This is a genomic window from Mycobacterium sp. GA-1841, assembly GCF_001954135.1.
Lineage (GTDB): Bacteria > Actinomycetota > Actinomycetes > Mycobacteriales > Mycobacteriaceae > Mycobacterium.
Map to the genome: position 1 here is coordinate 132,698 of NZ_MBEQ01000009.1, position 21,848 is coordinate 154,545.

Annotated in this window: 21 protein-coding genes; 8 read left to right on the forward strand and 13 right to left on the reverse strand. The window is 66.2% G+C overall.

Annotated features, from left to right (window positions below; genetic code table 11):
* Positions 1-61 precede the first annotated feature (61 nt).
* Genes A5740_RS01840 through A5740_RS01850 form a run of 3 tightly spaced genes read right to left on the reverse strand, consistent with a single transcriptional unit; the run spans position 62 to position 3,604 of the window.
* Positions 62-1,552, reverse strand: coding sequence for a class I adenylate-forming enzyme family protein (locus A5740_RS01840; protein ID WP_076190986.1), 1,491 nt, complete (start codon positions 1,550-1,552; stop codon positions 62-64).
* A gap of 7 nt (positions 1,553-1,559) precedes the next feature.
* Complete coding sequence (locus A5740_RS01845; RefSeq protein WP_076190988.1) at positions 1,560-2,381, reverse strand: mycofactocin-coupled SDR family oxidoreductase; 822 nt, start codon at positions 2,379-2,381, stop codon at positions 1,560-1,562.
* A gap of 29 nt (positions 2,382-2,410) precedes the next feature.
* Positions 2,411-3,604, reverse strand: coding sequence for an acyl-CoA dehydrogenase family protein (locus tag A5740_RS01850; RefSeq protein ID WP_076190990.1), 1,194 nt, complete (start codon positions 3,602-3,604; stop codon positions 2,411-2,413).
* Positions 3,605-3,720: 116 nt separating this feature from the next.
* Here A5740_RS01850 and fabG point away from each other — a divergent pair, with 116 nt between their 5' ends.
* The 5 genes from fabG (at position 3,721) to A5740_RS01875 (ending at position 8,911) form a co-directional block, all read left to right on the forward strand.
* A complete protein-coding gene (fabG, locus tag A5740_RS01855) occupies positions 3,721-4,461 on the forward strand; it encodes a 3-oxoacyl-ACP reductase FabG (RefSeq protein ID WP_076190991.1) in 741 nt (246 codons plus the stop codon).
* A gap of 67 nt (positions 4,462-4,528) precedes the next feature.
* Positions 4,529-5,743, forward strand: a complete 1,215-nt coding sequence (locus A5740_RS01860; RefSeq protein WP_076190993.1) for an acetyl-CoA C-acetyltransferase — start codon at positions 4,529-4,531, stop codon at positions 5,741-5,743.
* 13 nt (positions 5,744-5,756) lie between these two features.
* Complete coding sequence (locus A5740_RS01865) at positions 5,757-6,950, forward strand: acyl-CoA dehydrogenase family protein (protein ID WP_076190994.1); 1,194 nt, start codon at positions 5,757-5,759, stop codon at positions 6,948-6,950.
* Between the two features lie 3 nt (positions 6,951-6,953).
* Entirely contained in the window at positions 6,954-7,622 is a 669-nt protein-coding gene (locus tag A5740_RS01870; protein ID WP_076190996.1) for a GntR family transcriptional regulator, read from the forward strand.
* A 92-nt stretch (positions 7,623-7,714) separates the two neighbouring features.
* Positions 7,715-8,911 carry a CaiB/BaiF CoA-transferase family protein gene (locus A5740_RS01875; protein ID WP_076190997.1) on the forward strand — a complete coding sequence of 399 codons (1,197 nt, stop codon included), beginning with the start codon at positions 7,715-7,717 and terminating at the stop codon, positions 8,909-8,911.
* 1 nt (position 8,912) lies between these two features.
* On the opposite strand, the gene A5740_RS01880 is transcribed toward A5740_RS01875, so the two are convergent.
* The 9 genes from A5740_RS01880 to A5740_RS01920 are packed head-to-tail and all read right to left on the reverse strand — an operon-like array spanning position 8,913 to position 18,039.
* The gene (locus A5740_RS01880; protein ID WP_076190999.1) at positions 8,913-9,740 is read right to left on the reverse strand and encodes a TIGR03619 family F420-dependent LLM class oxidoreductase; all 828 of its coding nucleotides are present in this window, start codon (positions 9,738-9,740) and stop codon (positions 8,913-8,915) included.
* Positions 9,737-10,135, reverse strand: coding sequence for a PaaI family thioesterase (locus A5740_RS01885; RefSeq protein WP_076191001.1), 399 nt, complete (start codon positions 10,133-10,135; stop codon positions 9,737-9,739). The genes A5740_RS01880 and A5740_RS01885 overlap by 4 nt, the downstream gene beginning before the upstream one ends.
* Complete coding sequence (locus tag A5740_RS01890) at positions 10,132-11,259, reverse strand: NDMA-dependent alcohol dehydrogenase (RefSeq protein ID WP_076191002.1); 1,128 nt, start codon at positions 11,257-11,259, stop codon at positions 10,132-10,134. The genes A5740_RS01885 and A5740_RS01890 overlap by 4 nt, the downstream gene beginning before the upstream one ends.
* Entirely contained in the window at positions 11,256-12,761 is a 1,506-nt protein-coding gene (locus A5740_RS01895) for a class I adenylate-forming enzyme family protein (protein WP_076191004.1), read from the reverse strand. Before A5740_RS01895 ends, A5740_RS01890 begins: the two co-directional genes overlap by 4 nt.
* Positions 12,754-14,196 (reverse strand): class I adenylate-forming enzyme family protein, encoded by a 1,443-nt coding sequence (locus A5740_RS01900; protein WP_076191005.1) that lies wholly within the window; start codon positions 14,194-14,196, stop codon positions 12,754-12,756. The genes A5740_RS01895 and A5740_RS01900 overlap by 8 nt, the downstream gene beginning before the upstream one ends.
* Positions 14,189-15,637: a class I adenylate-forming enzyme family protein gene (locus A5740_RS01905; protein WP_076191007.1), complete on the reverse strand. Its 1,449-nt coding sequence runs from the start codon at positions 15,635-15,637 to the stop codon at positions 14,189-14,191. Before A5740_RS01905 ends, A5740_RS01900 begins: the two co-directional genes overlap by 8 nt.
* Positions 15,637-16,410 (reverse strand): enoyl-CoA hydratase/isomerase family protein, encoded by a 774-nt coding sequence (locus tag A5740_RS01910; RefSeq protein ID WP_254849046.1) that lies wholly within the window; start codon positions 16,408-16,410, stop codon positions 15,637-15,639. Before A5740_RS01910 ends, A5740_RS01905 begins: the two co-directional genes overlap by 1 nt.
* A gap of 2 nt (positions 16,411-16,412) precedes the next feature.
* Positions 16,413-17,228, reverse strand: coding sequence for an enoyl-CoA hydratase/isomerase family protein (locus A5740_RS01915; protein WP_076191010.1), 816 nt, complete (start codon positions 17,226-17,228; stop codon positions 16,413-16,415).
* 16 nt (positions 17,229-17,244) lie between these two features.
* On the reverse strand, positions 17,245-18,039 hold the full coding sequence (locus A5740_RS01920) for an enoyl-CoA hydratase/isomerase family protein (RefSeq protein ID WP_083653911.1): 795 nt from the start codon (positions 18,037-18,039) through the stop codon (positions 17,245-17,247).
* Between the two features lie 109 nt (positions 18,040-18,148).
* On the opposite strand from A5740_RS01920, the gene A5740_RS01925 reads away from it, so the two are divergent.
* From A5740_RS01925 to A5740_RS01935, 3 genes are read left to right on the forward strand one after another with little or no spacing between them, the layout of a single operon-like run.
* Positions 18,149-18,904, forward strand: coding sequence for a FadR/GntR family transcriptional regulator (locus A5740_RS01925; RefSeq protein WP_076191013.1), 756 nt, complete (start codon positions 18,149-18,151; stop codon positions 18,902-18,904).
* Complete coding sequence (locus A5740_RS01930) at positions 18,894-19,793, forward strand: enoyl-CoA hydratase/isomerase family protein (RefSeq protein WP_076191014.1); 900 nt, start codon at positions 18,894-18,896, stop codon at positions 19,791-19,793. The genes A5740_RS01925 and A5740_RS01930 overlap by 11 nt, the downstream gene beginning before the upstream one ends.
* A gap of 52 nt (positions 19,794-19,845) precedes the next feature.
* Positions 19,846-21,021: a thiolase family protein gene (locus A5740_RS01935; RefSeq protein ID WP_076191016.1), complete on the forward strand. Its 1,176-nt coding sequence runs from the start codon at positions 19,846-19,848 to the stop codon at positions 21,019-21,021.
* On the opposite strand, the gene A5740_RS01940 is transcribed toward A5740_RS01935, so the two are convergent.
* On the reverse strand, positions 21,008-21,847 hold the full coding sequence (locus tag A5740_RS01940) for a MerR family transcriptional regulator (RefSeq protein ID WP_076191231.1): 840 nt from the start codon (positions 21,845-21,847) through the stop codon (positions 21,008-21,010). The two genes, A5740_RS01935 and A5740_RS01940, sit on opposite strands and share 14 nt — an antisense overlap.
* Between the last annotated feature and the right edge of the window lies 1 nt (position 21,848).

A 21,848-nucleotide genomic window follows, 5' to 3' on the forward strand; every position in this document is an offset into this window, starting at 1 on the left:
AGCAGACGCAAACCCGCGCATTGTCATGGGAAGACGCGCGGGTGTGCGTCTGCTCGCGGGATTACGCGCGGTACAGCGCGGCGACGTCGTCGGGTCGCACCTTGAGTGCCGCGTTGCGGGGGAGCTCATCGACGATGGCCACGGCCACCGGCACATGATGGCTCGGCAGAGTTTCGCGCACCAGCGCTTTCAGTTCGGCTTCGCTGGGAGCCGTCGCCTCCCGACGTAGTTCGACCGCGGCGAACGGCACCTGACCGAGCCGGGGATCGGGAACACCCACCACGCAGGCGTCGAGCACGCTGGGGTGTGAGATCAACACTCGTCGAACGGTTTCCGGAAGAATTTTGAAGCCACCTCGGTTGATCGCCCCGTCGCCCCGGCCGAGCAATGTGACGAACCCGTCCTCGTCCATCGTCGCCAGGTCGGTGGTGCGCACCCACTCCGGTCCGATGACCTCCACGCTGGCCTCCAGCAGTCCGGTGCTGCCGGGGGGCACCTCGGTGCCGGTATCGGGATCGACGATGCGAACGCGCACACCGGGTAGGGGAGGGCCCACACTGTCGGGTCTGTCGGCGCCGTAGCGTTGATACAACTCCGGTGTCCAACTGCACACCGAGCCGGCGAATTCCGTTGCCCCGTAGGCCCACAGCAGCGGAATGCCGTAACGGTTCTCGAATTCCGCCCGTAGTTCGGGCTCCAACGGACCGGATCCGCCGGACAACCCCTCCAAGGACGCCAGGTCCTCGGGCGCGACGTCAGCTTGCAGCAACATCCGGATGATGGCCGGTTGCACTCCGGCCCGGGTGATCCGGTGGGTCTTGACGGCGTTCACCCACTCGTCGACGCTGAACTTCTCCAGCAGCACCATGCGTTTACCCGCGCACGGTGCGGCCAACAGCTGGCAGACGCCGATGCTGCCGAACGGCCAGTACACCAGCGCCGGTGGGGTGTCCGGACCGACCGTTTCGGTGCCCGAGCCGATCGTCATACTCAGCACGGTGTGGGCAAGCACCTTGGTGGCGACCGGGATTCGCTTGGGTGGGCCGGTGGTGCCGCTGGTCAGAATGTGCAGGCCGGCCTGTTCGAGCTTCGGATCGTGGCGGCGACCCGGGTGCCGGGATGCCGTGACGCCGACCTCAAGTGGATCATCGGACAACGAGAGGACGGCCGAGCCGACCGAACGCACAGCGCTGTCGAGTTCCGGTGTCCTGTCGTCGACATCGGACAGGATCGCCGGCAGTTTCAGGCTTTCGATGTCACGCGCGATCCCGGTTGCCGACTGATACGAATAGATCATCACCACCGGACGCCGGCGGGCGATAAACCCCAGGATCGCCGCGGCATGTGGCACGCGATTGCGTACCACGATGCCGACCGGCTCATCCGCCGTGACTCCGGCGTCGACGAGTGCAACGTCGACCCGCCGGATGAACTCGGTGATCTGGTTGCCGGAGTACCACTTTCGGCCGAACTCGATGAACGGCCGCGCACCGTACCGGTGCAGCCCGGCTGCCAGCGCGTCGGCGATGTCGGTACCGATGGGGCTGGGCATGGGGCTCTCAGAACTGGGTGGAGCCCAGGTCGACGGCCACCTTGCTGGCGGTGACGAACCGCGATTCGTCGCTGGCCAACCAGCATGCCGCGTCGGCGATGTCCTCGGGTTCGGCGATCCAATCCGGCAGGAACGGCGTCACCATCTGCATCAGACCGGGGTTGGTCTCATTTGCCCGGTTGAGCGCGGCCATCATGTCTCCCGTGCCCATCGGGGTGTTGACCGCGCCGGGATGCAGGCTGTTGACCCGGATCCGGTGCTTGCCCAATTCGGCGGCGAAGGCACGGGCCAGCCCGGTGACGCCATGCTTGCTGGCGGTGTAGTGCACCATGAACGGCTGCATCTTGATTCCGGCGGCTGAGCTGATCAGGATGATAGAGCCGCCGCGGCCGCCGTCGATGATGTGCTGGGCGCCCGCGATCACGGTGTTCCAGGTGCCGGTCAGGTTGATGTCGATGACGTCCCGGAACGATTCGGGAGTGGTCTCGTTCCATGCCTCGGGCACGGTGATGCCGGCGTTGGCGATGATGATGTCGAGCCGACCGAACTCGGCCACTCCCTTGTCGACCACGGCCCGCAGCGCGTCGAGATCGCGCGTGTCGGCGGTAGCCGCCAAGATTCGCTTGCCGGTGGCCTCGACCAGGCGCACGGTTTCGGCCAGGTCCTCGGGGGTCGCCGAGTCGTAGGGCACGCTCGGCGGTAGCGGCGCGGCGATGTCGATCGCGATGATGTCGGCGCCCTCCTTGGCCATACGGACGGCGTGTGCGCGTCCTTGGCCACGGGCAGCTCCGGTGATGAACGCGACTTTTCCGGCGAGCCGCTCGGTCATGGATTCTCCTTAAGGGTCTGCGGATGGGTTCAGAGCTGACGTTGGGCGGCCTTGACCAGCCCGCCGCCGATGATGAGTCGCTGGATCTCGCTGGTGCCCTCATACAGGCGTAGCAGGCGAACCTCGCGGTAGATGCGTTCGACCGGCACCTCACGCATGTAGCCGGTACCGCCGTGGATCTGGACCGCGAGATCAGCGACATTGCCGGCCATTTCGGTGCAGAACAGCTTGGCGGCGGACGGAACGATGCGACGATCTTCGCCGGATACCCACTTGGCGGCGGCGTCGCGCACCAGGGCGCGGCCGGCCATCACCCCAGTCTGTTGATCGGCGATCATCGCTTGCACCAGTTGGAAACTGCCGATCGGCTGGCCGCCCTGGGTGGCCGCGGCAGCGTAGGCGACCGATTCGTCGAGGGCGCGTTGGGCCGATCCGACGGCGAGCGCGGCGATGTGTACCCGGCCTCGCGCCAGGGAGGTCATGGCGGCGCGGTACCCGACATCCTCACTGCCGCCGACGAGTGCCGCGTTCGGGACTCGGACGTCGGTGAACGTCACGTCGGCGGTCCAGGCGCCCTCCTGGCCCATCTTGGCGTCCTTGACGCCGACCTCGACACCGGTAGCGTCGGCCGGTACCAGGAAAACCGCGATACCCGCACCGTTTTGGTCGGCGGGTCGGGTGCGGGCGAACACCACGAACAGGTTGGCGTTCGGTGCGTTGGTGATGAACCGCTTCTGGCCGGTGATCACCCAGTCTGCGTCGTCTCCAGAGCCGTCACGAACGGCTTTGGTGCGCAAGCCCGCCGGATTCGATCCGGCGCCGGGTTCGGTCAGGGCGAAGGAGGCGACGACGTCACCGGAGGCAATGCCCTCCAGCCACTGGGTCTTCTGCTCGTCGGTGCCGAAGCCGACCAGTACCTGCCCGGCGATACCGTTGTTGGTGCCGAACATCGACCGCAAGGCCAGCGAGGTGTAGCCGAATTCCATTGCCAGCTCGACATCTTGAGCCAGGTTCAGGCCCAGGCCGCCCCACTGTTGAGGGATGGCGTAGCCGAACAGGCCCATGTCCTTGGCCTGCTGCCGCAGGTCGTCAGGCACCTTGTCGGTGGCCAGAATCTCGTTCTCGCGCGGCACCACCGCGGTGCGGATGAAGGTGCGGGTCTGCGCCAGGATCTCGGCGAAATCCTCGTCGCTGACTTCGGCGAGGGCCGCGGTGGTGGTCACAGGGCAGGCTCCATTTCTTCGCGCGGAATCCGGCGGGGGCAATGACTTGCCAATATCGTATATGAAATATGATCCTTGGCTGACAGAGCCCCCGGGATCGAAAGTTAGGTGATCAGGTGTCGTTGCTGACCGGTCAGACTGCAGTCGTGACAGGCGGTGCCCAGGGTCTGGGCCTGGCCATTGCGAAGCGCTTCATCGACGAGGGCGCGCGGGTGGTGCTCGGCGACGTCAACCTCGAGGCCACCGAGGCCGCGGTCCAGGAACTCGGCGGTGCCGAGGTCGCGACGGCGGTGCGCTGTGATGTCACCTCGTCCGCTGAGGTCGAGGCGCTGGTGCAGGCCGCCGTCGAACGCTTCGGCGGCCTGGACATCATGGTCAACAACGCCGGGATCACCCGCGACGCGACGCTGCGCAAGATGACCGAGGACCAGTTCGATCAGGTCATCGCGGTGCATCTCAAAGGCACCTGGAACGGCACCAAGTCGGCCGCGGCGATCATGCGGGAGAACAAGCGCGGCGCGATCGTCAACATGTCCTCGATCTCGGGCAAGGTCGGCCTGGTCGGTCAGACCAACTATTCGGCGGCCAAGGCCGGCATCGTCGGCATGACCAAGGCCTCGGCCAAGGAACTCGCACATCTGGGTGTGCGGGTCAACGCGATCCAGCCCGGACTGATCCGCTCGGCGATGACCGAGGCCATGCCGCAACGGATCTGGGATCAGAAGCTGGCCGAGATCCCGATGGGCCGGGCCGGTGACCCCGACGAGGTGGCCAAGGTGGCACTGTTCCTGGCCAGCGACCTGTCGTCGTACATGACCGGGACGGTGCTCGAGGTGACCGGCGGTCGGCACGTATGAGCGTCCGACGACGATCGCGAGTGAGGATCGCAGCGAAGCGAGGACCGGAGCGAGTGGGAGTCGAGTCATGAGCACCGTCGAGGCGGTCATCTGCGAACCGGTCCGCACCCCGATCGGCCGCTACGGCGGCATGTTCAAATCGCTGACGGCGGTCGAACTCGGTGTCGTCGCACTCAAAGGTCTGTTGGAGCGCACGGGGGTGGCACCCGAGCAGGTGCAGGATGTGATTCTGGGCCACTGCTACCCGAACAGTGAGGCTCCGGCCATCGGCCGGGTGGTGGCGCTCGACGCCGGGCTGCCGGTGACCGTACCGGGCATGCAAGTCGACCGGCGTTGTGGATCCGGTTTGCAGGCGGTGATCCAGGCCTGTATGCAAATCCGTAGCGGCGACAACGATCTGGTGATCGCCGGCGGCGCCGAGAGCATGAGCAACGTGGCCTTCTACTCCACTGACATGCGCTGGGGCGGTGCGCGTTCCGGGGTCCAGATTCACGACGGTCTCGCCCGCGGCCGCACCACTGCCGGAGGTCAGTTCTATCCGGTGCCCGGTGGAATGCTGGAGACCGCCGAAAACCTGCGCCGTGAATACGGCATCACCCGCGCCGAGCAGGACGAACTCGCGGTGCGCTCACATCGCAGTGCGGTGGCGGCCCAGGAATCCGGAGTACTGACCGAGGAGATCATTCCCGTGACGGTCAGCTCCAGGAAAGGCGAGACCGTCGTCGACACCGACGAGCATCCTCGCGCCGACACCACGGTCGAGGCGCTGGCCAAACTCAAACCCGTTCTGCTCAAACAGGACCCAGAGGCCACCGTGACCGCGGGCAACTCCAGCGGCCAAAACGACGCCGCGTCCATGTGCATCGTCACCACGCCGGAGAAGGCCGCTGAGCTGGGATTGCGGCCGCTGGTGCGGATGGTGTCGTGGGGTTCGGCGGGCGTCGCACCCAACGTCATGGGCATCGGTCCGGTGCCGGCCACCGAGGTGGCCCTGGCCAAAGCCGGCCTGCAGTTGAGCGATATCGACCTGATCGAACTCAACGAGGCGTTCGCCGCCCAGGCGCTGGCGGTGATGAAGGAATGGAAGTTCGGCGACGCCGACTTCGAGCGCACCAACGTTCGGGGTTCCGGGATCTCGCTGGGGCACCCGGTCGGGGCGACCGGCGGTCGCATGCTGGCCACGCTGGCCCGGGAACTCGATCGGCGTCAGGCCCGCTACGGGCTGGAGACCATGTGCATCGGCGGTGGCCAGGGGCTGGCCGCTATCTTCGAGCGGCTGTAGGAGAAACAGAGTCATGACCAGACTTGCGCAAACCCTGGGCCTCACCGAGTTCCAGACCGAAATCGTTTCGACGGTGCGGCAATTCGTCGACAAAGAGGTGATCCCGAACGCTCAGGAGTTGGAGCACTCCGACACCTACCCACAGGCCATCGTCGACCAGATGAAGGACATGGGTCTGTTCGGACTCATGATCCCCGAGGAGTACGGCGGGCTCGGCGAATCGCTGCTCACCTACGCGTTGTGTGTCGAGGAGTTGGCGCGCGGCTGGATGAGTGTGTCCGGGGTGATCAACACCCACTTCATCGTCGCGTACATGATCCGTCAGCACGGCACCGACGCCCAGAAGCAGAACTTCCTGCCGCGCATGGCCACCGGCGAAACCCGTGGCGCATTCTCGATGTCCGAGCCCGAGCTGGGGTCGGATGTGGCGGCCATTCGGACCCGGGGGACCAAACAACCCGACGGCGACTACCTCATCAGCGGCCAGAAGATGTGGCTCACCAACGGCGGTAGCTCCACCCTGGTGGCCGCGCTGGTGCGCACCGACGAGGGGGCCGACAAGCCGCACCGCAACCTGACGGCGTTCCTGGTCGAAAAGCCCACCGGCTTCGGCGAAGTGGTGCCCGGGCTGACCATTCCGGGCAAGCTCGACAAGCTGGGCTACAAGGGCATCGACACCACCGAGATGATCTTCGACGGGTACCGCGCCAGTGCGGACGACGTACTCGGCGGGGTCACCGGGCAGGGCTTCTTCCAGATGATGGACGGGGTCGAGGTCGGTCGGGTCAACGTCTCGGCCCGTGCCTGTGGCGTCGGGATCCGCGCCTTCGAACTCGCCGTGCGCTATGCGCAGCAGCGGGAGACCTTCGGCAAACCGATCGCCGAGCATCAGGCCGTCGCCTTCCAATTGGCCGAGATGGCAACCAAAGTCGAGGCCGCCCACCTGATGATGGTCAACGCCGCCCGACTCAAGGACTCCGGTGAACGCAACGACGTGGCCGCGGGTATGGCGAAATACCTGGCCAGCGAGTTCTGTTCGGAGGTTACCCAGCAGAGCTTCCGCATCCACGGCGGGTACGGCTACTCGAAGGAGTACGAGATCGAGCGGCTGATGCGGGACGCCCCGTTCCTGCTGATCGGTGAGGGCACCAGCGAGATCCAGAAGAACATCATCAGCAAGCGACTGCTGTCCGACTATCGGGTGTGAGCCGTGTCCATCCCCGATTTCGCTGCGCGGCCCCAGTTGGCCGAGGATGTGGCCCGGCTGATCCGACGGCGGATCTTCGACGGCACCTACCCGGCGGGAAACTACATCCGTCTGGAGCAGTTGGCCGCTGAGCTGGGGATCAGCGTGACGCCGGTGCGTGAAGCCTTGTTCGGCCTGCGCACCGAGGGGCTGCTGACCCAACAGCCCCGGCGGGGGTTCCTGGTGCTGCCGGTCACTCGTCGCGACATCGACGACGTGGCCGGCGTGCAGGCCCACATCGGTGGTCAGCTGGCGTCGCGGGCCGCGGGTCAGATCACCGACGGGCAGCTCGGCGAACTCGACCAGATCCAGCGTGAGCTGGAGGAAGCCTATGCGCGCGACGACCACGAGGCGGCGGTTCGGCTCAATCATGCGTTCCATCGCGGTGTCAACCGGGCCGCTGAATCGCCGAAGCTGGCGCAGTTGATGTCGCAGATCACCCGGTACGCATTGGAATCGGTGTATCCGACGGTCGAGGGCTGGCCCGAGCAGTCCACCCACGACCATCGGCGGATATTGGCGGCCCTCAAGGCGCGGGACGGCGATTCGGCCCGTGCGGCGATGGCCGAGCATCTGTGTGCGGCGTCCAAGCCATTGACCGACCATCTCGAGCGCCTGGGCGTGCTGGAGTAGGTCACGTAATCCCGCGAGCAGACACAAACCTGTACATTTCGGCCCCAAAAGGGACTGGTTTGCGTCTGCTCGCCGAAAGAAAGTAGGCGCACATGGCAGCGACATCAGGGGTTCTCGACGGGATCCGGGTGCTCGACTACGGCCGATTCATCGCCGCACCGTGGTGCAGCGCGATTCTGGCCGACATGGGCGCCGACGTGCTGCGGGTCGAGAAACGTGAGGGCGGGGAGGACCGCTGGGTGCAGGCCGTCACCGAGGGTGGCGAGGGCGGCACGTTTCTGCAGTGCAACCGCAACAAGCGTTCCCTCACCCTGGACTCCACCACGGTCGAGGGCGCCGAGATCACCCGCCGGCTGGTGGCGAGCGCTGACATCGTGATCGCCAACATGCCTGCGGCCGGGATGCGGGCCAACGGACTGGATTACGAAACCCTCAAGGCGGTCAAACCGGACATCATCCTGGCCAGCGCCACCGCCTACGGAGAGGGCGGACCGTACAGCGAAAAGATCGGCTTCGACGGGGCCGGTCAGGTGATGTCGGGAGCGGTGTACCGGCAGGGTTTGCCGGACCAACCGATTCGGACCGTGGTGCCGTACGCGGATTTCGGGACGGCGCTCACCTTGGCGATCGGCGTGATGATGGCGCTGTATCACCGCGACCGTACCGGCCAGGGTCAACACGTCGAGGGCGCCCTGCTGCCCACGGCACTGATGTTGTCGAATGCCTTCTTGATCGAGCGAGAGCTACTGCAGGTGGACAAGCCCCGGATGGGCAACAAGGGTGCGTCCGTCGCGCCATGCGATCTGTATCGCACCGCCGACGATCAGTGGGTGCTGCTCCAGGTGGCCGGTCAGCCGATGTTCAAGCGTTGGTGCCGGCTGGTGGGCCGCGAAGAACTGTTCGACGACCCTCGTTTCGCCAATGACGACATCCGCTGGGCCAACGGCGACATCCTCAACGACATCATGGCGCAGTGGTGTGCCGACAAGACCAAAGCTGAAGTGTTGGAGCTGTTGGAAAAAGCGAAAATGCCCGCCGCGCCACTGCATTCCACCCAAGACGTACTGGACGACCCGCATGTGCAGGCCATGGGCTATCTGCACCGGATGCCGTTCCCCGGAGCATCGCGGGACGTGCCGATCGTCGAGACCCCGTTCCGGATGTCGGCAACTCCCGGGACGATCCGGCGTCGCGCCCCGTTGTTGGGAGAGCACACCGATGAAGTGCTCGGTGAGATCGGCTATGGCGCAGACGAAATTGCTGAGCTCCGGGCGAATCAGATCGTGTGAGTCAGCGCCCCTCACCGATCGGCTTCAGTGCCTCGAGCTGCTCACAGAAATGTTCGGCACTGTGTGACTGCACCGAGCAGTTGGCGATGGTGGCCCCGACCTCACGCAGCCGGTCGAGCCGCCGGCGGGTGCCGGGCGGGTCGCCGAGCGGGTCCAAGGCCACGCCGGGCGAGAGGACGACGTCGAAATCCGCGGGCAGCTCGCGTGAGGCGAGAAACTCGGCGATCATGTCCGGCGAAAGAGCGAAAGGCATCCAGCCGGTGCCCAGTTCGACGGCGCGACGCAGCGAGTGTTTGGTACGCCCGCCCACCCAGACCGCCACCTCCGTGCGGGGCGCATGCGGTTCGATGGCGAAGCCGTCGACCACCGGCTGCCCCCAGGCGGCGCGCAGTGTGGCGATGTCGCGGTCGGCTGCGGCGCCCCGGTCGGCCCATTGCGCTCCGAGCAACTCGAACTCCTCGGTGAGCGATCCGACGCCCACGCCGAGGATGACACGTCCCCCGCTGAGCCGGTCGAGGGTGCCGTAGCTCTTGGCCAGCGCCACCGGGTGGTGATAAGGCAGCACGACGACGGCGGTGGCCAACCGGATCTGTCGGGTGCGGGCAGCCAGAAACGACAAAGTGGCCAGCGGGTCCCAGTACACGGTCCCACGAACCCCGGCGGCCGAGGCGGGAATTCCGGTGTGCTCGGCACAGGTGAGGTGGTGAAAACCCAAGCGGTCGGCGGCCTCGGCGATCACTGCCAGCTCGTCGGGGCCGGCGGTTGCCTCCCACGGTGAGAACTCGCCGGGGTGCTGCATCACGATCGGGGTGGAAATTCCGAGCTTCACGTCGCTGCCTCCTTCACCTGGATCTTCGCAAAGCTCACGGAGGCGACGACGGCCAGGTCGTTGTCGGGCACGGTGAAGATCTCCACCTGAATCACCATGGACCGTTTACCGGTGTGCACCAGCCGGGCCACCGCGCGTGCAGCGCCCTCGGTGACCGGCCGCAGATACCGCAGGTTGAGGTCAGAAGTCACCACGCTGTGACCGGGCGGCAACTGGCGCATGGCCAGCTTGCCCGCAGCGGTATCGACCAGGGTGGCAAGCAGACCGCCCTGCAACCCACCGTTGGTGTTGATCACGTGCGGCGCGACGGGAAGCTCGACCACCACCTGGTCATCGGAACCCGGCACATCCCGATAGCCGATCAGCTCGAACAGTTCGAAGATGTCAGCGGTCATCGGTCGGCATCCGTGTAACGGATCACCCCGCGAATATTGCGTCCTTCCAACATGTCCCGGTAGGCATCGTTGATCTGTTCCAGCCGGTACTCGCGGGTGACCATGTCATCGAGGTTCAACTCACCGAGCTGGTAGAGGGTCAACAGGTTCGGAATGTCGAACTGAGGATTGCCGCCGCCGAAGAGGCTGCCCTGCAGGCTCTTCTGCAGCAGGGTCAAACCTGCAAGGTTCAGCGTGGTGTCGTCGTCGACGACGTTGCCCATCGCGGTGAGTACGCACGTACCGCCCTTGGCAGTGAGCTGCATCCACGATTCCACTTGGTCGCCCTCGGTGCGTCCGACGGTGACGATGACCTTGTGACACATTCGTCCGCCGGTGGCATCGGCGACCCCGGCCAGTGCGGTGGCCACGTCCGGATAGGCCTCGCGAGCACCGAATTTCAGGGCCTGCTCGCGCTTCCATTCGACCGGGTCGACGGCGAAGATTCGTCGCGCGCCGGCGATCGCGGCACCCTGTAGGGCCGCGGTGCCGACACCGCCGATACCGATGACGGCGACGTCTTCACCAGGCCGGACGTTGGCGCTGCGCACAGCTGAGCCGTATCCGGTGGTCACCCCACAACCGACCAGGCAGGCGACCTCGAACGGGATCGACGGGTCGATCTTCACCACGGAGGTGCGGTGCACCACCACGTAGGGGGAGAACGTACCCAGCAGGGACATGGGGATCACGTTCTGTCCCTTGGTCTGTACGCGGAAGGAACCATCGGAGACCGAAGCGCCCGCCAGCAGGCCCATTCCCAGGTCGCACAAATTGCGCAGGCCGACCTGGCAGGCCGGGCAGCTGCCGCAGGAAGGAATGAACGACATCACCACGTGATCGCCGACGGCGAGGCCCTCGGTGTCCGGGCCGACTTCCACGATCACCCCGGCGCCCTCGTGCCCGCCCAGAATCGGGAAGTCGGCCATCGGGATGTCCCCGGTCATCAGATGATGATCGGAGTGGCACAAGCCCGCAGTTTCCAGGGCCACCTTCACCTCGCCCCTGCGCGGGTCTCCGATGTCGATCTCCTCGATGGACCACGGCTGACCGAAATCCCACACCAGTGCGCCTTTGGTTTTCATTGTCGGTCACCTTTCCTGAGCATCTCTAGTAGCGCGGCGTTGTCGACTTTTCCGGTGGCTCCCCGCGGTACCGCGTCGTCGTGGTCGAGCAGCAGCCACAGCGTCGGCACCTTGAACGAACTGAGGGCTGCCCGGGTGGCCGTGCACAGTGACTCGACGGTGAGCCCATGACCCACGACCACCGCGCCGACCCGGTTGGTCTGGCTATCCGGAACATTGATCACATGGGCGGCGCGAACGCCCGGAATCCCACGCAGCGCCCGTTGTACCTCGCTCGGATACACGGTGGCGCCGCGAACCTTGAACATGTCGTCGGACCGGCCGCGGTAGAACAGGAATCCGTCCTCGTCGAGGTACCCCAGGTCGCCGGTCGGGTAGTAGCCGTCCGGGGTGAACACCTGCTCGCGTGTGCGTCGGCAGATGCCCCGCATCACGTGCGGACCCCGGATCTGGATCACCCCGGTTTCCCCGTGGGGCAGCGGTGTTCCGGTGACGGTGTCGACGATGCGTACGTCCATGCCGTCGAACGGTCTGCCGCAACTACCCCACGCCGACTCCGGCATATCGGTGTCGGCCCGGTATCCGCAGTACGGGCCGAACGATTCGGTCATCCCCAACAGCGACGCCCGGGCTCCGGGCTGCGACCGCAGGCCGGGCGACAACAGTGCCTCAAGGCTGCCGGGCTGCAGGGCGCTCAGGTCGGCGGTGCCCGCATGGCGGGCAAGCGCCTCGGCCTGCTCAGGCCAGCCGCGGAAGAGTGTGACCCGTTCGCGTTGCAGCAGGCCCAGAGTCGAGTCAGGCCGCGGGACCGGCTCGGTGACCAGCGTGGCGCCGGCCATCAGGGCGGTGAGGATGCCGGCGCCGAACCCGCCGACCCAGAAGAACGGCATCGGCAGATACAGCCGGGTGCCGGCGGTGATGCACCGGGCGTCCAGCCCAGAACGGACGGCGCCCAGTGCATTTCGATGGGAGTGCATGGTGCCCTTAGGTGCTCCGCTGCTCCCGGAAGTGAACATGATCACCATCGGGTCGCTCTCGCGCACCCGGGCTGCCAGCGCATCGGCAGCGTGGCGAGGTCCGCTGAACTTCAGCGCCTCCGTAGCGGTCCACACCGTACGCAGCGCGGGCACCTGATCGGGCTGCACGGGGTAGCGATGGCCCCGGAACTCCTCGACCGCAACCAGGAACTGCACCGATGCCATGCGGAGTTGTGCGGCCAGTTCACCGGGGCGCAGCAGGGTGCTCAACGGGACCAGGAGCGCGCCGATCCGCATCAGTGCCACGGCGATGCGGACCCAGTCCGCCCCGTTCGGCATGATGAGGCCGACGCGAGAACCCTTGGTGACGCCCGCGGTGATGAAGCCCGCAGCCAACGCCGCAGTGCCGGAATCGAGTTCGGCGTAGGTCAGCCGGACGGTCGGGTCGATCACCATGGGCTTGCTGGCCGTCGCCGTCGCGTTCCGACGCACGACCGCGTCGATGGTCAGCATCGCGTCAGACATCGAACAGCCCGGCCAGGGCGGCAAAATCGATCTTGCCGCTGGACAACACGCGTAACTCGTCGCGTCGTACCACCGCGAACCGCCGCGGTACCTTGTAAGCCGACAACCGCGATCGCAGCGCACGCCGGACCTCGTGCTCGTCGAAACGCCCAGGGGCGTCCATCACCACGACAGCGGCCACGCTTTGCCCTCGCTCCGGATCAGGTATTCCGATCACATGCGCCGAATATCCGAGTGCTGCCAACGCCTCCTCGACATCTCCCGGTGTGACGTTGGCACCGGCAGTTTTGATCATCGACCCGGCCCGGCCGAGAAAGTAGACGTAGCCGTCCCCGTCGATGCGTACCAGATCCCCGGTGTGGAACCAACCGTCGGCATCGAAGCAGTCCTCACGGTTGCGGCCGTAGTAACCCTGCATGAGATGGGGCCCACGGAGGCACAATTCACCCGAAGCCAGCACCTTCGTCTCGAATCCGGGTGCCGGCCGGCCATAGCTGCCGCGCCGGCACTCTGGCTGATCGCCCTCGTCGGTGTCGATCAACACCACGCTGCCGGTCTCGGTCATGCCCAGCATGTTGTGGCGCAGCTGCGGATCAGCGGGACGACAGTCGGGCGCCATGATCGGGTACAGGTTGCCTCGGCGGGCCGAGAACGTCCGATCCGGGTAGCTCGGGTGACCGGCCAGCTCGGCAATGCCGGCCACGAAACCATTGGTGACGGTGGGCTTCTCGGCCTCCAGCAGATCGAGGGTGGCGCCGGGGTCGGTCGAGGTCGAACAGATCAGGGTGGCGCGCGCAGTCATGGTGGCCAGCAGTCCGAAGGCGAAGCCGCCGATCCAGAAGAACGGGGAATTGCAGAACAACCGGTCGTCGGCAGTGAATCCGCGAATCTCGTTGAGACCGCGTTGATGTGCCAGCAAGGCGCCGTGTGTGTGCACCACGCCTTTGGGTGCGCCGGTCGAACCTGACGTGTAGATGATCGCCAAGACGTCAGATCCGTCGACGTCGTCGTCCAACCCGGCCAGGTCTGGCCCGTCGGCCTGCGGCAGGTCGAACAGCACGTGCCGCAGGCACGGGCCTGTGATCCCGTCCAGACGCTGCACATAATCGTGGTTGCGATAGCGGCGCGTCGACAGGAGGATCGCGGTATCGCTGTCGAGCAGTTGGTGGGCCAACTCGGTGGCGGTGAGGAACGTCGAATATGGCACCACCACGGCACCGATTCGGGAGGCGGCCAGCATGGCCACCACGAAGTCGACCCCGTTGGGGTACAGAAGACCGACGTGGGTACCTTTTCCCGCACCCAGCTCGATCAGCCCACGAGCCACCGAGGCCGAACGCCGTTCGGCCTCGGGGTAGCTGATCCGGTCACCGTCGCAGATCAGCAACGGATGCTCGGGGCATCCGCGCAGTAGTCCGGGAACGGTGTCAGGCACTGGCAGAGAAGTACTCCCGTATAGCACCGAGATCGGCCTTGCCCGATGGGGTGCGGGGGATGGCGTCGACGATGGCGATCTGGGTGGGGATCTCGTATCGGGCCAGCCGGCTGTGTAGATAGTCGGTCAGTTCGGCTGCCGGGGCCGGTCCGCGCAATTCGACCATCGCCACCGGCGTCTCACCGAGTCGGTCGTCGGGCAGGCCGATCACCGCCGCGCCGAGCACGGCCGGATGGCTCTCCAAGGCGGTACGGACATCGTCGGGCATCACCTTGAACCCACCGCGGATGATGGCCTGGTCGGCGCGACCGAGAATCCAGACGAAGCCGTCGGTGTCGATGCGGGCCAGGTCGGTGGTCCGCAGCCAGTCGGCGTCGGCGTCGAACTGCGCCGGTTTGACCTCCAGCAGGCCCTTTTCGTCCGGAGGTAACTCCGTGCCGCCCTCGTCGACCACCCGAAGCCGGGCACCGGGATTGGCACGGCCCACGCTGCCGCGCTTGTCTTTCCAGTATTTCTGGTGGTCGGCCAGCGTCCAACTGGCCACTCCGCCGCCGAATTCCGTGGCGGCATACGACGTGAGCACCGGGATGCCGAACTTCTCGGTGAACGCGTCGGCGTCATCGGCCGACAATGGGGCGGTACCGGAGGTGACGGCGCGGATCCCGGCCAGGTCGTCGCGGGTGAGATCGGAGTGCAGCACCATTCGCAGCGCGGCGGGCACCAGTGACACCGCCTTCGGCTGATGTTCCCGGACCGCGTCGGCCCAGCGCCTCAGCTCGAACTTCGGCAGCAGCACGAATGACCGCGCCTCGGCGATGCACAACAGCACCCGGAACACCCCGCCGACGTGAACCAGCGGCGAGTTGACGATCGCCACGCCGTGCCGCAATTCGGTTGGTGCCGCGGCGTTCTCGGGATCGCGACCGATCACGCTGCGGGCGAGCATGTCGTAGGTGAGGTCGACGCGTTTGGGTGGCCCGGTGGTGCCGCTGGTCAGCATCCACACCGCCACCCCGGGACGTCCGGCGTCCTGCACCGGCGCTTGGGCGGGCGCGACGTCGGGCTCGGTATCGAGGTCTCGGATCGTCACCGTCGTCGTTGCGGGGGAGGGTGCGGCCAGGGTGGCGAGGTCCTCGGCCAGACCGACCAACACCGGCAGGGCCAGCGCTTCGACGTCGGCGCGGGTCCGCTCGTCACCGCGGGCGGGATTGATGACGACGACCGTGCCACCGGCGGCCAGCACGCCGAGAAGTGCTGCCACGTGGGCGGGTTGGTTGCGCAACATGATCCCCACCCGCGCGCCGCCTGCCACCGCGCCGATGCGACGGGCCAGGGTGGCGAGTTGGCCCCAGGTGACCCAGGCACCGTCGTACTGGACCGCGTGTGCTGTCGGGTCAAGAGCGAGCACATCGGAGATACGTTGTGAGAGTGGATGTGTCATCAGCGGATCCGGGGTGTGTTCTTGGGCAGTGGGCGCTCGGCCAACTCGGCCTTGGCGATCGGGTTGCCCAGCCGGGTGTAGATCAGGCCCTGGTCCATGGCGGCCCGGTACGGCTTGTCCAGGGATTCCCAGATGGCCTTGACGGTGCCCTGGGTGGCGGTCGGCGGTTTGGCGGCGATCGTCGCTGCGATCTCGTGCGCACGATCCCAGAGCGCGTCGCGGGCCACCACCTCGGTGACCAGGCCGATCCGCAGCGCAGTTTCGGCACCGACGCGTTCGTCGTTGCCCATCAACGCCATCCGCAACGTGTCACCGAGCCCGATTCGACGCATCAGTCCGATCGGCTCCAACGCCGACACCAGCCCGGCGCTGACGTGCGAATCGAAGAACGTGGCCTCCTGCGAGCAGATCACCACGTCGGCCTCGTTGACGAAGTACAGCGCGCCGGCAGTGCACATGCCCTGCACCGCGCACACCACGGGCTTCCACATCTTCTGCCACTTGGGGCTGAGTAGCTCACCGGGATCCTCGTGGTTCCAGACGATCTCGGGTTGACCGTAACTGGACTTGACGTCCAGCCCGGCGCTGAACGCGCGGTCACCAGCGGCCCGCAACACCACGGAGTTGATGCCCTCGTCGTCCTTGATGGCGTGCCAGGCATCGCGCATCTCGTGGCACATGGCGCGGTTGAACGAATTCAGCGCTTCAGGGCGGTTCAGCGTGACGGTAGCGACCCGTGATTGATGGTCGAAGTCGAGCAGCAATGTCTCCACGGTTACCGTGCCTGCCAGTTCGGCTTACGCTTCTCCACGAACGCCCGCGGCCCCTCCAAAGCGTCCTCGGTGCGGACCACGCGCTCGCGGAACGTCTCCGCCAGGATCTCGCCCTCGTGCAGTGGCAGGTCCAGCGTCTTGTGGATGGCCAACCGAGTGCCCCGAACCGCCAGTGGGGCATTGAGACATACGGTGTCGGCAATCTCGTGGGCACGTTCCAGCAGTTGAGAGTGTTCGACGATCTCGGTGATCAGGCCGAGTTCGTAGGCACGTTCGACGGTCATGCGCTCGTGTTTGCCCATCAACGCCATCCGCAGTGCCACCGAACGCGGCAGAGCCTTGGCCAGGCGCACCATCTCGCGGGCCGCCACCAAACCGATGCTCACATGTGGGTCGAAGAAGGTCGCCTGGTCCGACGCGATCACGATGTCGCCGGTGGTGACCCAATCCAAACCGGCGCCGCAGCAGATGCCGTTGATCGCCACCACCACGGGCTTGGCCATGCTTCGGAACGGCGGAGTGCCCTCCTGCGGTGCCTCCCACTGTTCGTAGGTGGACAGGTAGGGACGTTCGTTGAGAACTTTTCCGTCGCCGGGAATCTCCTTGACGTCCGCGCCGGTGCAGAACGCCCGGCCGGTGGCCGTGACGATCATCAACCAGATGTTGTCGTCGTTCTCGGCTTCGGCGTAGGCGGCCCGCAACTCGGTGATCATGTGGGGCGAGAGCGCATTGAGCGCGTCGGGCCGGTTCAACGTGATGGTGGCCTTGTGGCCGTCCACCTCGTATTTGATGGTGTCGTACGTGGGAAATGCGGTCATCGGTTCCTCTTTGCTGTTATCGGCCTTGGAAGTCCGGGTCGCGTCGTTCCCGGAAAGCGGCCAGGCCTTCTTTGAAATCGGTGGTACGACAGGCGAGTTCCAGGTTGGACAACTCCTGGTTCAACGTCTGGGCCAAGCTCGCGTGCTGGCCGAAGGCGATGGCCTGCTTGGCCAGCCCGAGTGCCACCGTGGGCCCGGCGGCGAGCCGGGCCAGCAGCTCGTCGGTTGTGGCGTCGAGGTCGTCGGCGGGCACCGCGGTGTGGATCAAACCCCAGTCGGCTGCCTGTGTGCCGCTCACCTTTTCGCCCAGCAGCAGCATGCGTTTGGCGCGGGCCACTCCCGCCAGCCGTGGCAGCAGCCAGCTCGCTCCGGAGTCGGGGGTGAATCCGCGGCTCATGAACGGTTCCCAGAACGTCGCCCCGGCGTCGGCGATCGTGAAGTCGGCGGCCAGCGCCAGATTGCAGCCGAGGCCCACCGCCCAGCCTCGTACCGTGCAGACCACCGGCAGTTGGATGGTGGCGACCAGTTCGATGATCCGGTGCGCGGTGTGCGGTATCCGCCGGACCAGATCGCCGGTGCGGGGCCGTTCTCCGCTGCTGTTGGTGGCGACCCAGTCGGCCCCCGTGCAGAAATCCTCGCCCGTACCGGTGATGGCGATCGCGCGCAACGAGTCGTCGTACGCGGCCGTCGACAGGGTCGCGACCAGAGTGTCGATCATTCGGTGACTCAATGCGTTTCGCCGAGATGGCCGATCCAGGGTGATGCGCAGGACGCCGCTGTCGCGCGCCGTCGATATCGCCTCGCCGCTCATCAGGAACCCGCCTTCCGAAACCATACAGTTGCCCATACAGTAGACGATGCGATTACTATCCTGTACAAGTTAGCAAGGAAAGACCGTCGGCGGAACAGTGGAGGGCAGGGTGCCGGCACATCGGATACGCCAACCTCGGGTGGCCGAGATCGTGGCGTCCAAGCTGCGCGACGACATCCTGTCCGGCCGCCTGCGCGAGGGGGATGTCCTGCCTACCCAGGAGAGCCTGTTCGGTGAATTCGGGGTCAGTCCACCCGCGTTGCGCGAAGCCATCCATCTGCTGGAGACCGACGGGTTGATCTCGGTGCGCCGTGGAAACGTCGGCGGTGCGGTGGTGCAGATGCCGTCGGCCGACCGCACCGCCCACACCATCGGCATGGTCCTGCAGGCGCGGGCCGCCACGCCCGCCGACGTGAGCGAGGCACTCCTGCATCTCGAACCGATCTGCGCGGGAATGTGCGCCGCCCGGGAGGATCGAGCGACCGAGGTGGTTCCGTATCTGCAAGCCGAGATCGACGTGCAGACCGCGCAGTTCGATGATCTGTCGCACTACGTACCCAATGCCCGACGCTTTCACGAGGCGTTGGTGTCCCGTTGCGGGAATGAGCCGATGATCCTGCTGATCGGCTCGTTGGAGTTGATCTGGTCGGCGCACGAATCGTCGGTGTGGGGTGACGACGTCGATCAGGCGACGATGCGGGCCGCATTGCGCGATCACCAGCGTCTGTTGGACGCGATCGCCGAGGGAGACCCGGCCCGGGCGACCAAGCTCGCCGCCGACCACCTGACCGCCGCGCGGCGCACCACACTCGCCGCCGGTTACGACAAAACCATTGAAGCGAGGCTGATTTCGAATGACAGATGACCGCGTGCTCTTCGAGGTCGATGACGATCACCGGATTGCCACCATCACACTGAACAACCCGAAGCAGCGCAATTCTTACGACGCCGCGATGCGCGACGAGCTGGCCCGGTATCTGGACATCGCGGCGGACGACGATGACATCACCGTGGTGCTGCTGCGCGGCGCCGAGGGAGTGTTCAGTACCGGGGCGGACATGAACAATGCCTACGGTTGGTATGGCGATGAGCGCTCGCGCGACGAGCAGAGCGCCGGCGCGAAGACGGCCGCTGTCAAGAAGTCGCGCCCCAGTCAACGTCGGCGACTCACCGTGGACCGCAAGTCCTTTGGCTTCTATCACAACTTCATGGGGTTTCCGAAGGTCACGGTGGGGGAGATCAGCGGCTACGCGCTCGGCGGCGGGTTCGAGATGGCGTTGATGACCGACATCTCCGTCATCGCCCGCGACGCCAAGATCGGGATGCCGGCCGCCCGGTTCCTCGGCCCGGCGCTGGGAAGCCTGCACATGTTCTTTCACCGCCTCGGTCCGGTGCTGGCCCGGCGGCTCTTGCTGACCGGCGACATCATCGAGGCCGGTGCCGTCGAACATCTGGGCATCTTCACCGACACGTGTGACGCCGACCAGGTGACGGGCCGGGCGCAGTACTGGGCGGCCAAGGCGGCGAAGATGCCGGCCGACGGGGTGGTGATCGCCAAGGAGGCGTTCCGGCTTGTCGAACAGAGCCAGGCCTATCAGGGAGAAGAGGTGGCGAGCTACATCTTCCACGCGTACGGCACCAACCTTCAGTTCTCGCCCGGCGAGTTCAACTTCGTCAAGACCCGGGCGGAACACGGCACCAAGGAGGCGTTCCGGCTGCGTGACGAGCATTTCCACGTCCCGGAACCGCAGTGAGCCGGACTCCTGGTACGTTTACACAAGAACTCGATATCGTAAAGGTGGAACCATGCCAACACCCGTCATCGTGGGCGCTGCCCGCACTGCGATCGGCCGCTCCTTCAAGGGGACGCTGGTCAACACACCGCCCGAGGATCTACTCGTCCCCGTCCTGGCCGAGGTGGTTCGCCGGGCCGGTATCTCCCCGGAGGCGATCGACGACCTGATCATCGCCGAATCGAACTACGGCGGCGGTGACCTGGCCCGTTATGCCGCGGACATCCTCGGTTGGCAGTCGGTGCCGGGACAGGCCGTCAACCGGCACTGCGCGGGCAGCTTGACCGCGATCGGCAACGCGTCTGCGCAGATCGGTTCCGGCATGGAGCGCGTGTTGATCGCCGGGGGTGTGCAGTCCCTGTCGATGACGCCGCTGACCAACTGGCGGATCCCCGGGCCAGAGCTCAAGTTCGAGGAGCGCTGGATGACGCCCACCCACGTCGAGACGCCGGACGCCCCCATGCGTGACATGTCGATCACCGTCGGCTGGAACACCGCCCAGTCGGCCGGGCTGACCCGTGAGGACATGGATGCGTGGGCCGCGCGGTCACACCAGCGCGCGATCGCGGCGATCGATGCCGGCAAGTTCGTCGACGAGATCGTCCCACTCAAGATCACCCAGCCGGACGGCTCGGTCACCGAGTTCAGTGTCGACGAGCACCCGCGTCGTGGCACCACCGCCGAGAAGCTCGCCGAGCTCAAGGTCCTGCACCCGGAGATCGAAGGATTCTCCATCACCGCGGGCAACAGCAGCGGCACCAATGATGCTGCCGCTGCTGTCGCCCTGGTCGATGCCGACTATGCCGCAGCCGAGAAGTTGGACGTCCTGGCCACGGTCAAGGCCTGGGCCGCGGTGGGCGTCGCGCCGCGCGACACCGGTCTCGGTGGCGTCAAGGTGATCGGCAAGGTTCTGGACCGGGCCGGGCTCAAGCCGTCCGATGTGGCGCTGTGGGAGATCAACGAGGCATTCGCCTCCGTGCCGATCGCCGCGGTGCGCGAGTACGGGATCGACGAGGAATTGGTGAACTTCTCCGGCAGCGGTTGCAGCCTGGGACACCCGATCTCGGCGTCGGGCGCCCGCATGGTCACCACCCTGGTCTACGAACTGAAGCGCCGCGGTGGCGGCATCGGCGTCGCCGCCATGTGCGCCGGCGGCGGTCAGGGCGGCGCCGTCGTCATCGAGGTTTAGTGCGTTCGGCGTGAGCCCGATGGGGACGATCCGGTGCGATCTCCCCATCGGCCTCACTGTGGGCGGCGGTGTCCGGGCCGGCCTCCGCCTTGCCTGCGCCTTGATATTCGTGCAACTCGGCGCGAACCGCTTCGTCGAATGCTCGGTCCAGGCTTGCATGCGCGAGACGCCGTGCTGCCCTGCGCATGGTGTCTACCAGGTCAGCGGCCCAGGCAAGTTCGGCATCGTTGGTGGGCAGCCAGCCCGGCCCCCGCTGACGGACAACTTCGGTATGACCGCCGCGAGTCAGCTCACGGGCGGCCGCGTCGAGCTTCTTGTCGACCGCCGCACTGGTTTTCAGAAGTATCTCGAGCGGCATTCCGCGGGAGACGAGTGAGCCGAAGTCATCGATGAGTCGCACATCGGTGACCGAGTAGGTGTTCTCGTCGCCTGTCGGCGCGATCACGCCATGATCGGTCAGCCGGCGCAACATCTTCGGGTCGAGCCGGCCGAGCCGCTCCTCGAGCTCTTCGAGGGACATGGTGCGCGGCTCCGGGCGCGACCACGGTGCGGTGACCAGTTCCTCGAGGTCGGACAGATCCAGCACGTCGACGAGGTTCTGGCCGGGCTGCAAGCCGGTCAGGAACTTCATGATGTGCTTGAGGGTGAAGCCCTCACCGAGCAATCGGGTGATGGCGCGCAGTTGCCGCAGATGCCGATCGGTGTAAATGGCCACCCTGCCCCGGCGCTGGGGCCGGGGCAGCAGCCCGTTGTCCTGGTAGACACGCACGTTCCGGGTTGTCGTCCCCGCCTCCCGAGCGAGGTCGTCAATCCGATACTCGGTCACC

What these genes read in the sequence shown, in the direction of transcription:
- A5740_RS01895 (WP_076191004.1), bottom strand. Translation starts at nt 12,761, where the DNA reads ATGTCTGACGCGATGCTGACCATCGACGCGGTCGTGCGTCGGAACGCG.
- A5740_RS01845 (WP_076190988.1), bottom strand. Translation starts at nt 2,381, where the DNA reads ATGACCGAGCGGCTCGCCGGAAAAGTCGCGTTCATCACCGGAGCTGCC.
- A5740_RS01915 (WP_076191010.1), bottom strand. Translation starts at nt 17,228, where the DNA reads ATGACCGCATTTCCCACGTACGACACCATCAAATACGAGGTGGACGGC.
- A5740_RS01930 (WP_076191014.1), top strand. Translation starts at nt 18,894, where the DNA reads ATGACAGATGACCGCGTGCTCTTCGAGGTCGATGACGATCACCGGATT.
- A5740_RS01885 (WP_076191001.1), bottom strand. Translation starts at nt 10,135, where the DNA reads ATGACCGCTGACATCTTCGAACTGTTCGAGCTGATCGGCTATCGGGAT.
- A5740_RS01905 (WP_076191007.1), bottom strand. Translation starts at nt 15,637, where the DNA reads ATGACACATCCACTCTCACAACGTATCTCCGATGTGCTCGCTCTTGAC.
- A5740_RS01890 (WP_076191002.1), bottom strand. Translation starts at nt 11,259, where the DNA reads ATGAAAACCAAAGGCGCACTGGTGTGGGATTTCGGTCAGCCGTGGTCC.
- A5740_RS01865 (WP_076190994.1), top strand. Translation starts at nt 5,757, where the DNA reads ATGACCAGACTTGCGCAAACCCTGGGCCTCACCGAGTTCCAGACCGAA.
- A5740_RS01935 (WP_076191016.1), top strand. Translation starts at nt 19,846, where the DNA reads ATGCCAACACCCGTCATCGTGGGCGCTGCCCGCACTGCGATCGGCCGC.
- A5740_RS01920 (WP_083653911.1), bottom strand. Translation starts at nt 18,039, where the DNA reads ATGAGCGGCGAGGCGATATCGACGGCGCGCGACAGCGGCGTCCTGCGC.
- A5740_RS01840 (WP_076190986.1), bottom strand. Translation starts at nt 1,552, where the DNA reads ATGCCCAGCCCCATCGGTACCGACATCGCCGACGCGCTGGCAGCCGGG.
- A5740_RS01875 (WP_076190997.1), top strand. Translation starts at nt 7,715, where the DNA reads ATGGCAGCGACATCAGGGGTTCTCGACGGGATCCGGGTGCTCGACTAC.
- A5740_RS01860 (WP_076190993.1), top strand. Translation starts at nt 4,529, where the DNA reads ATGAGCACCGTCGAGGCGGTCATCTGCGAACCGGTCCGCACCCCGATC.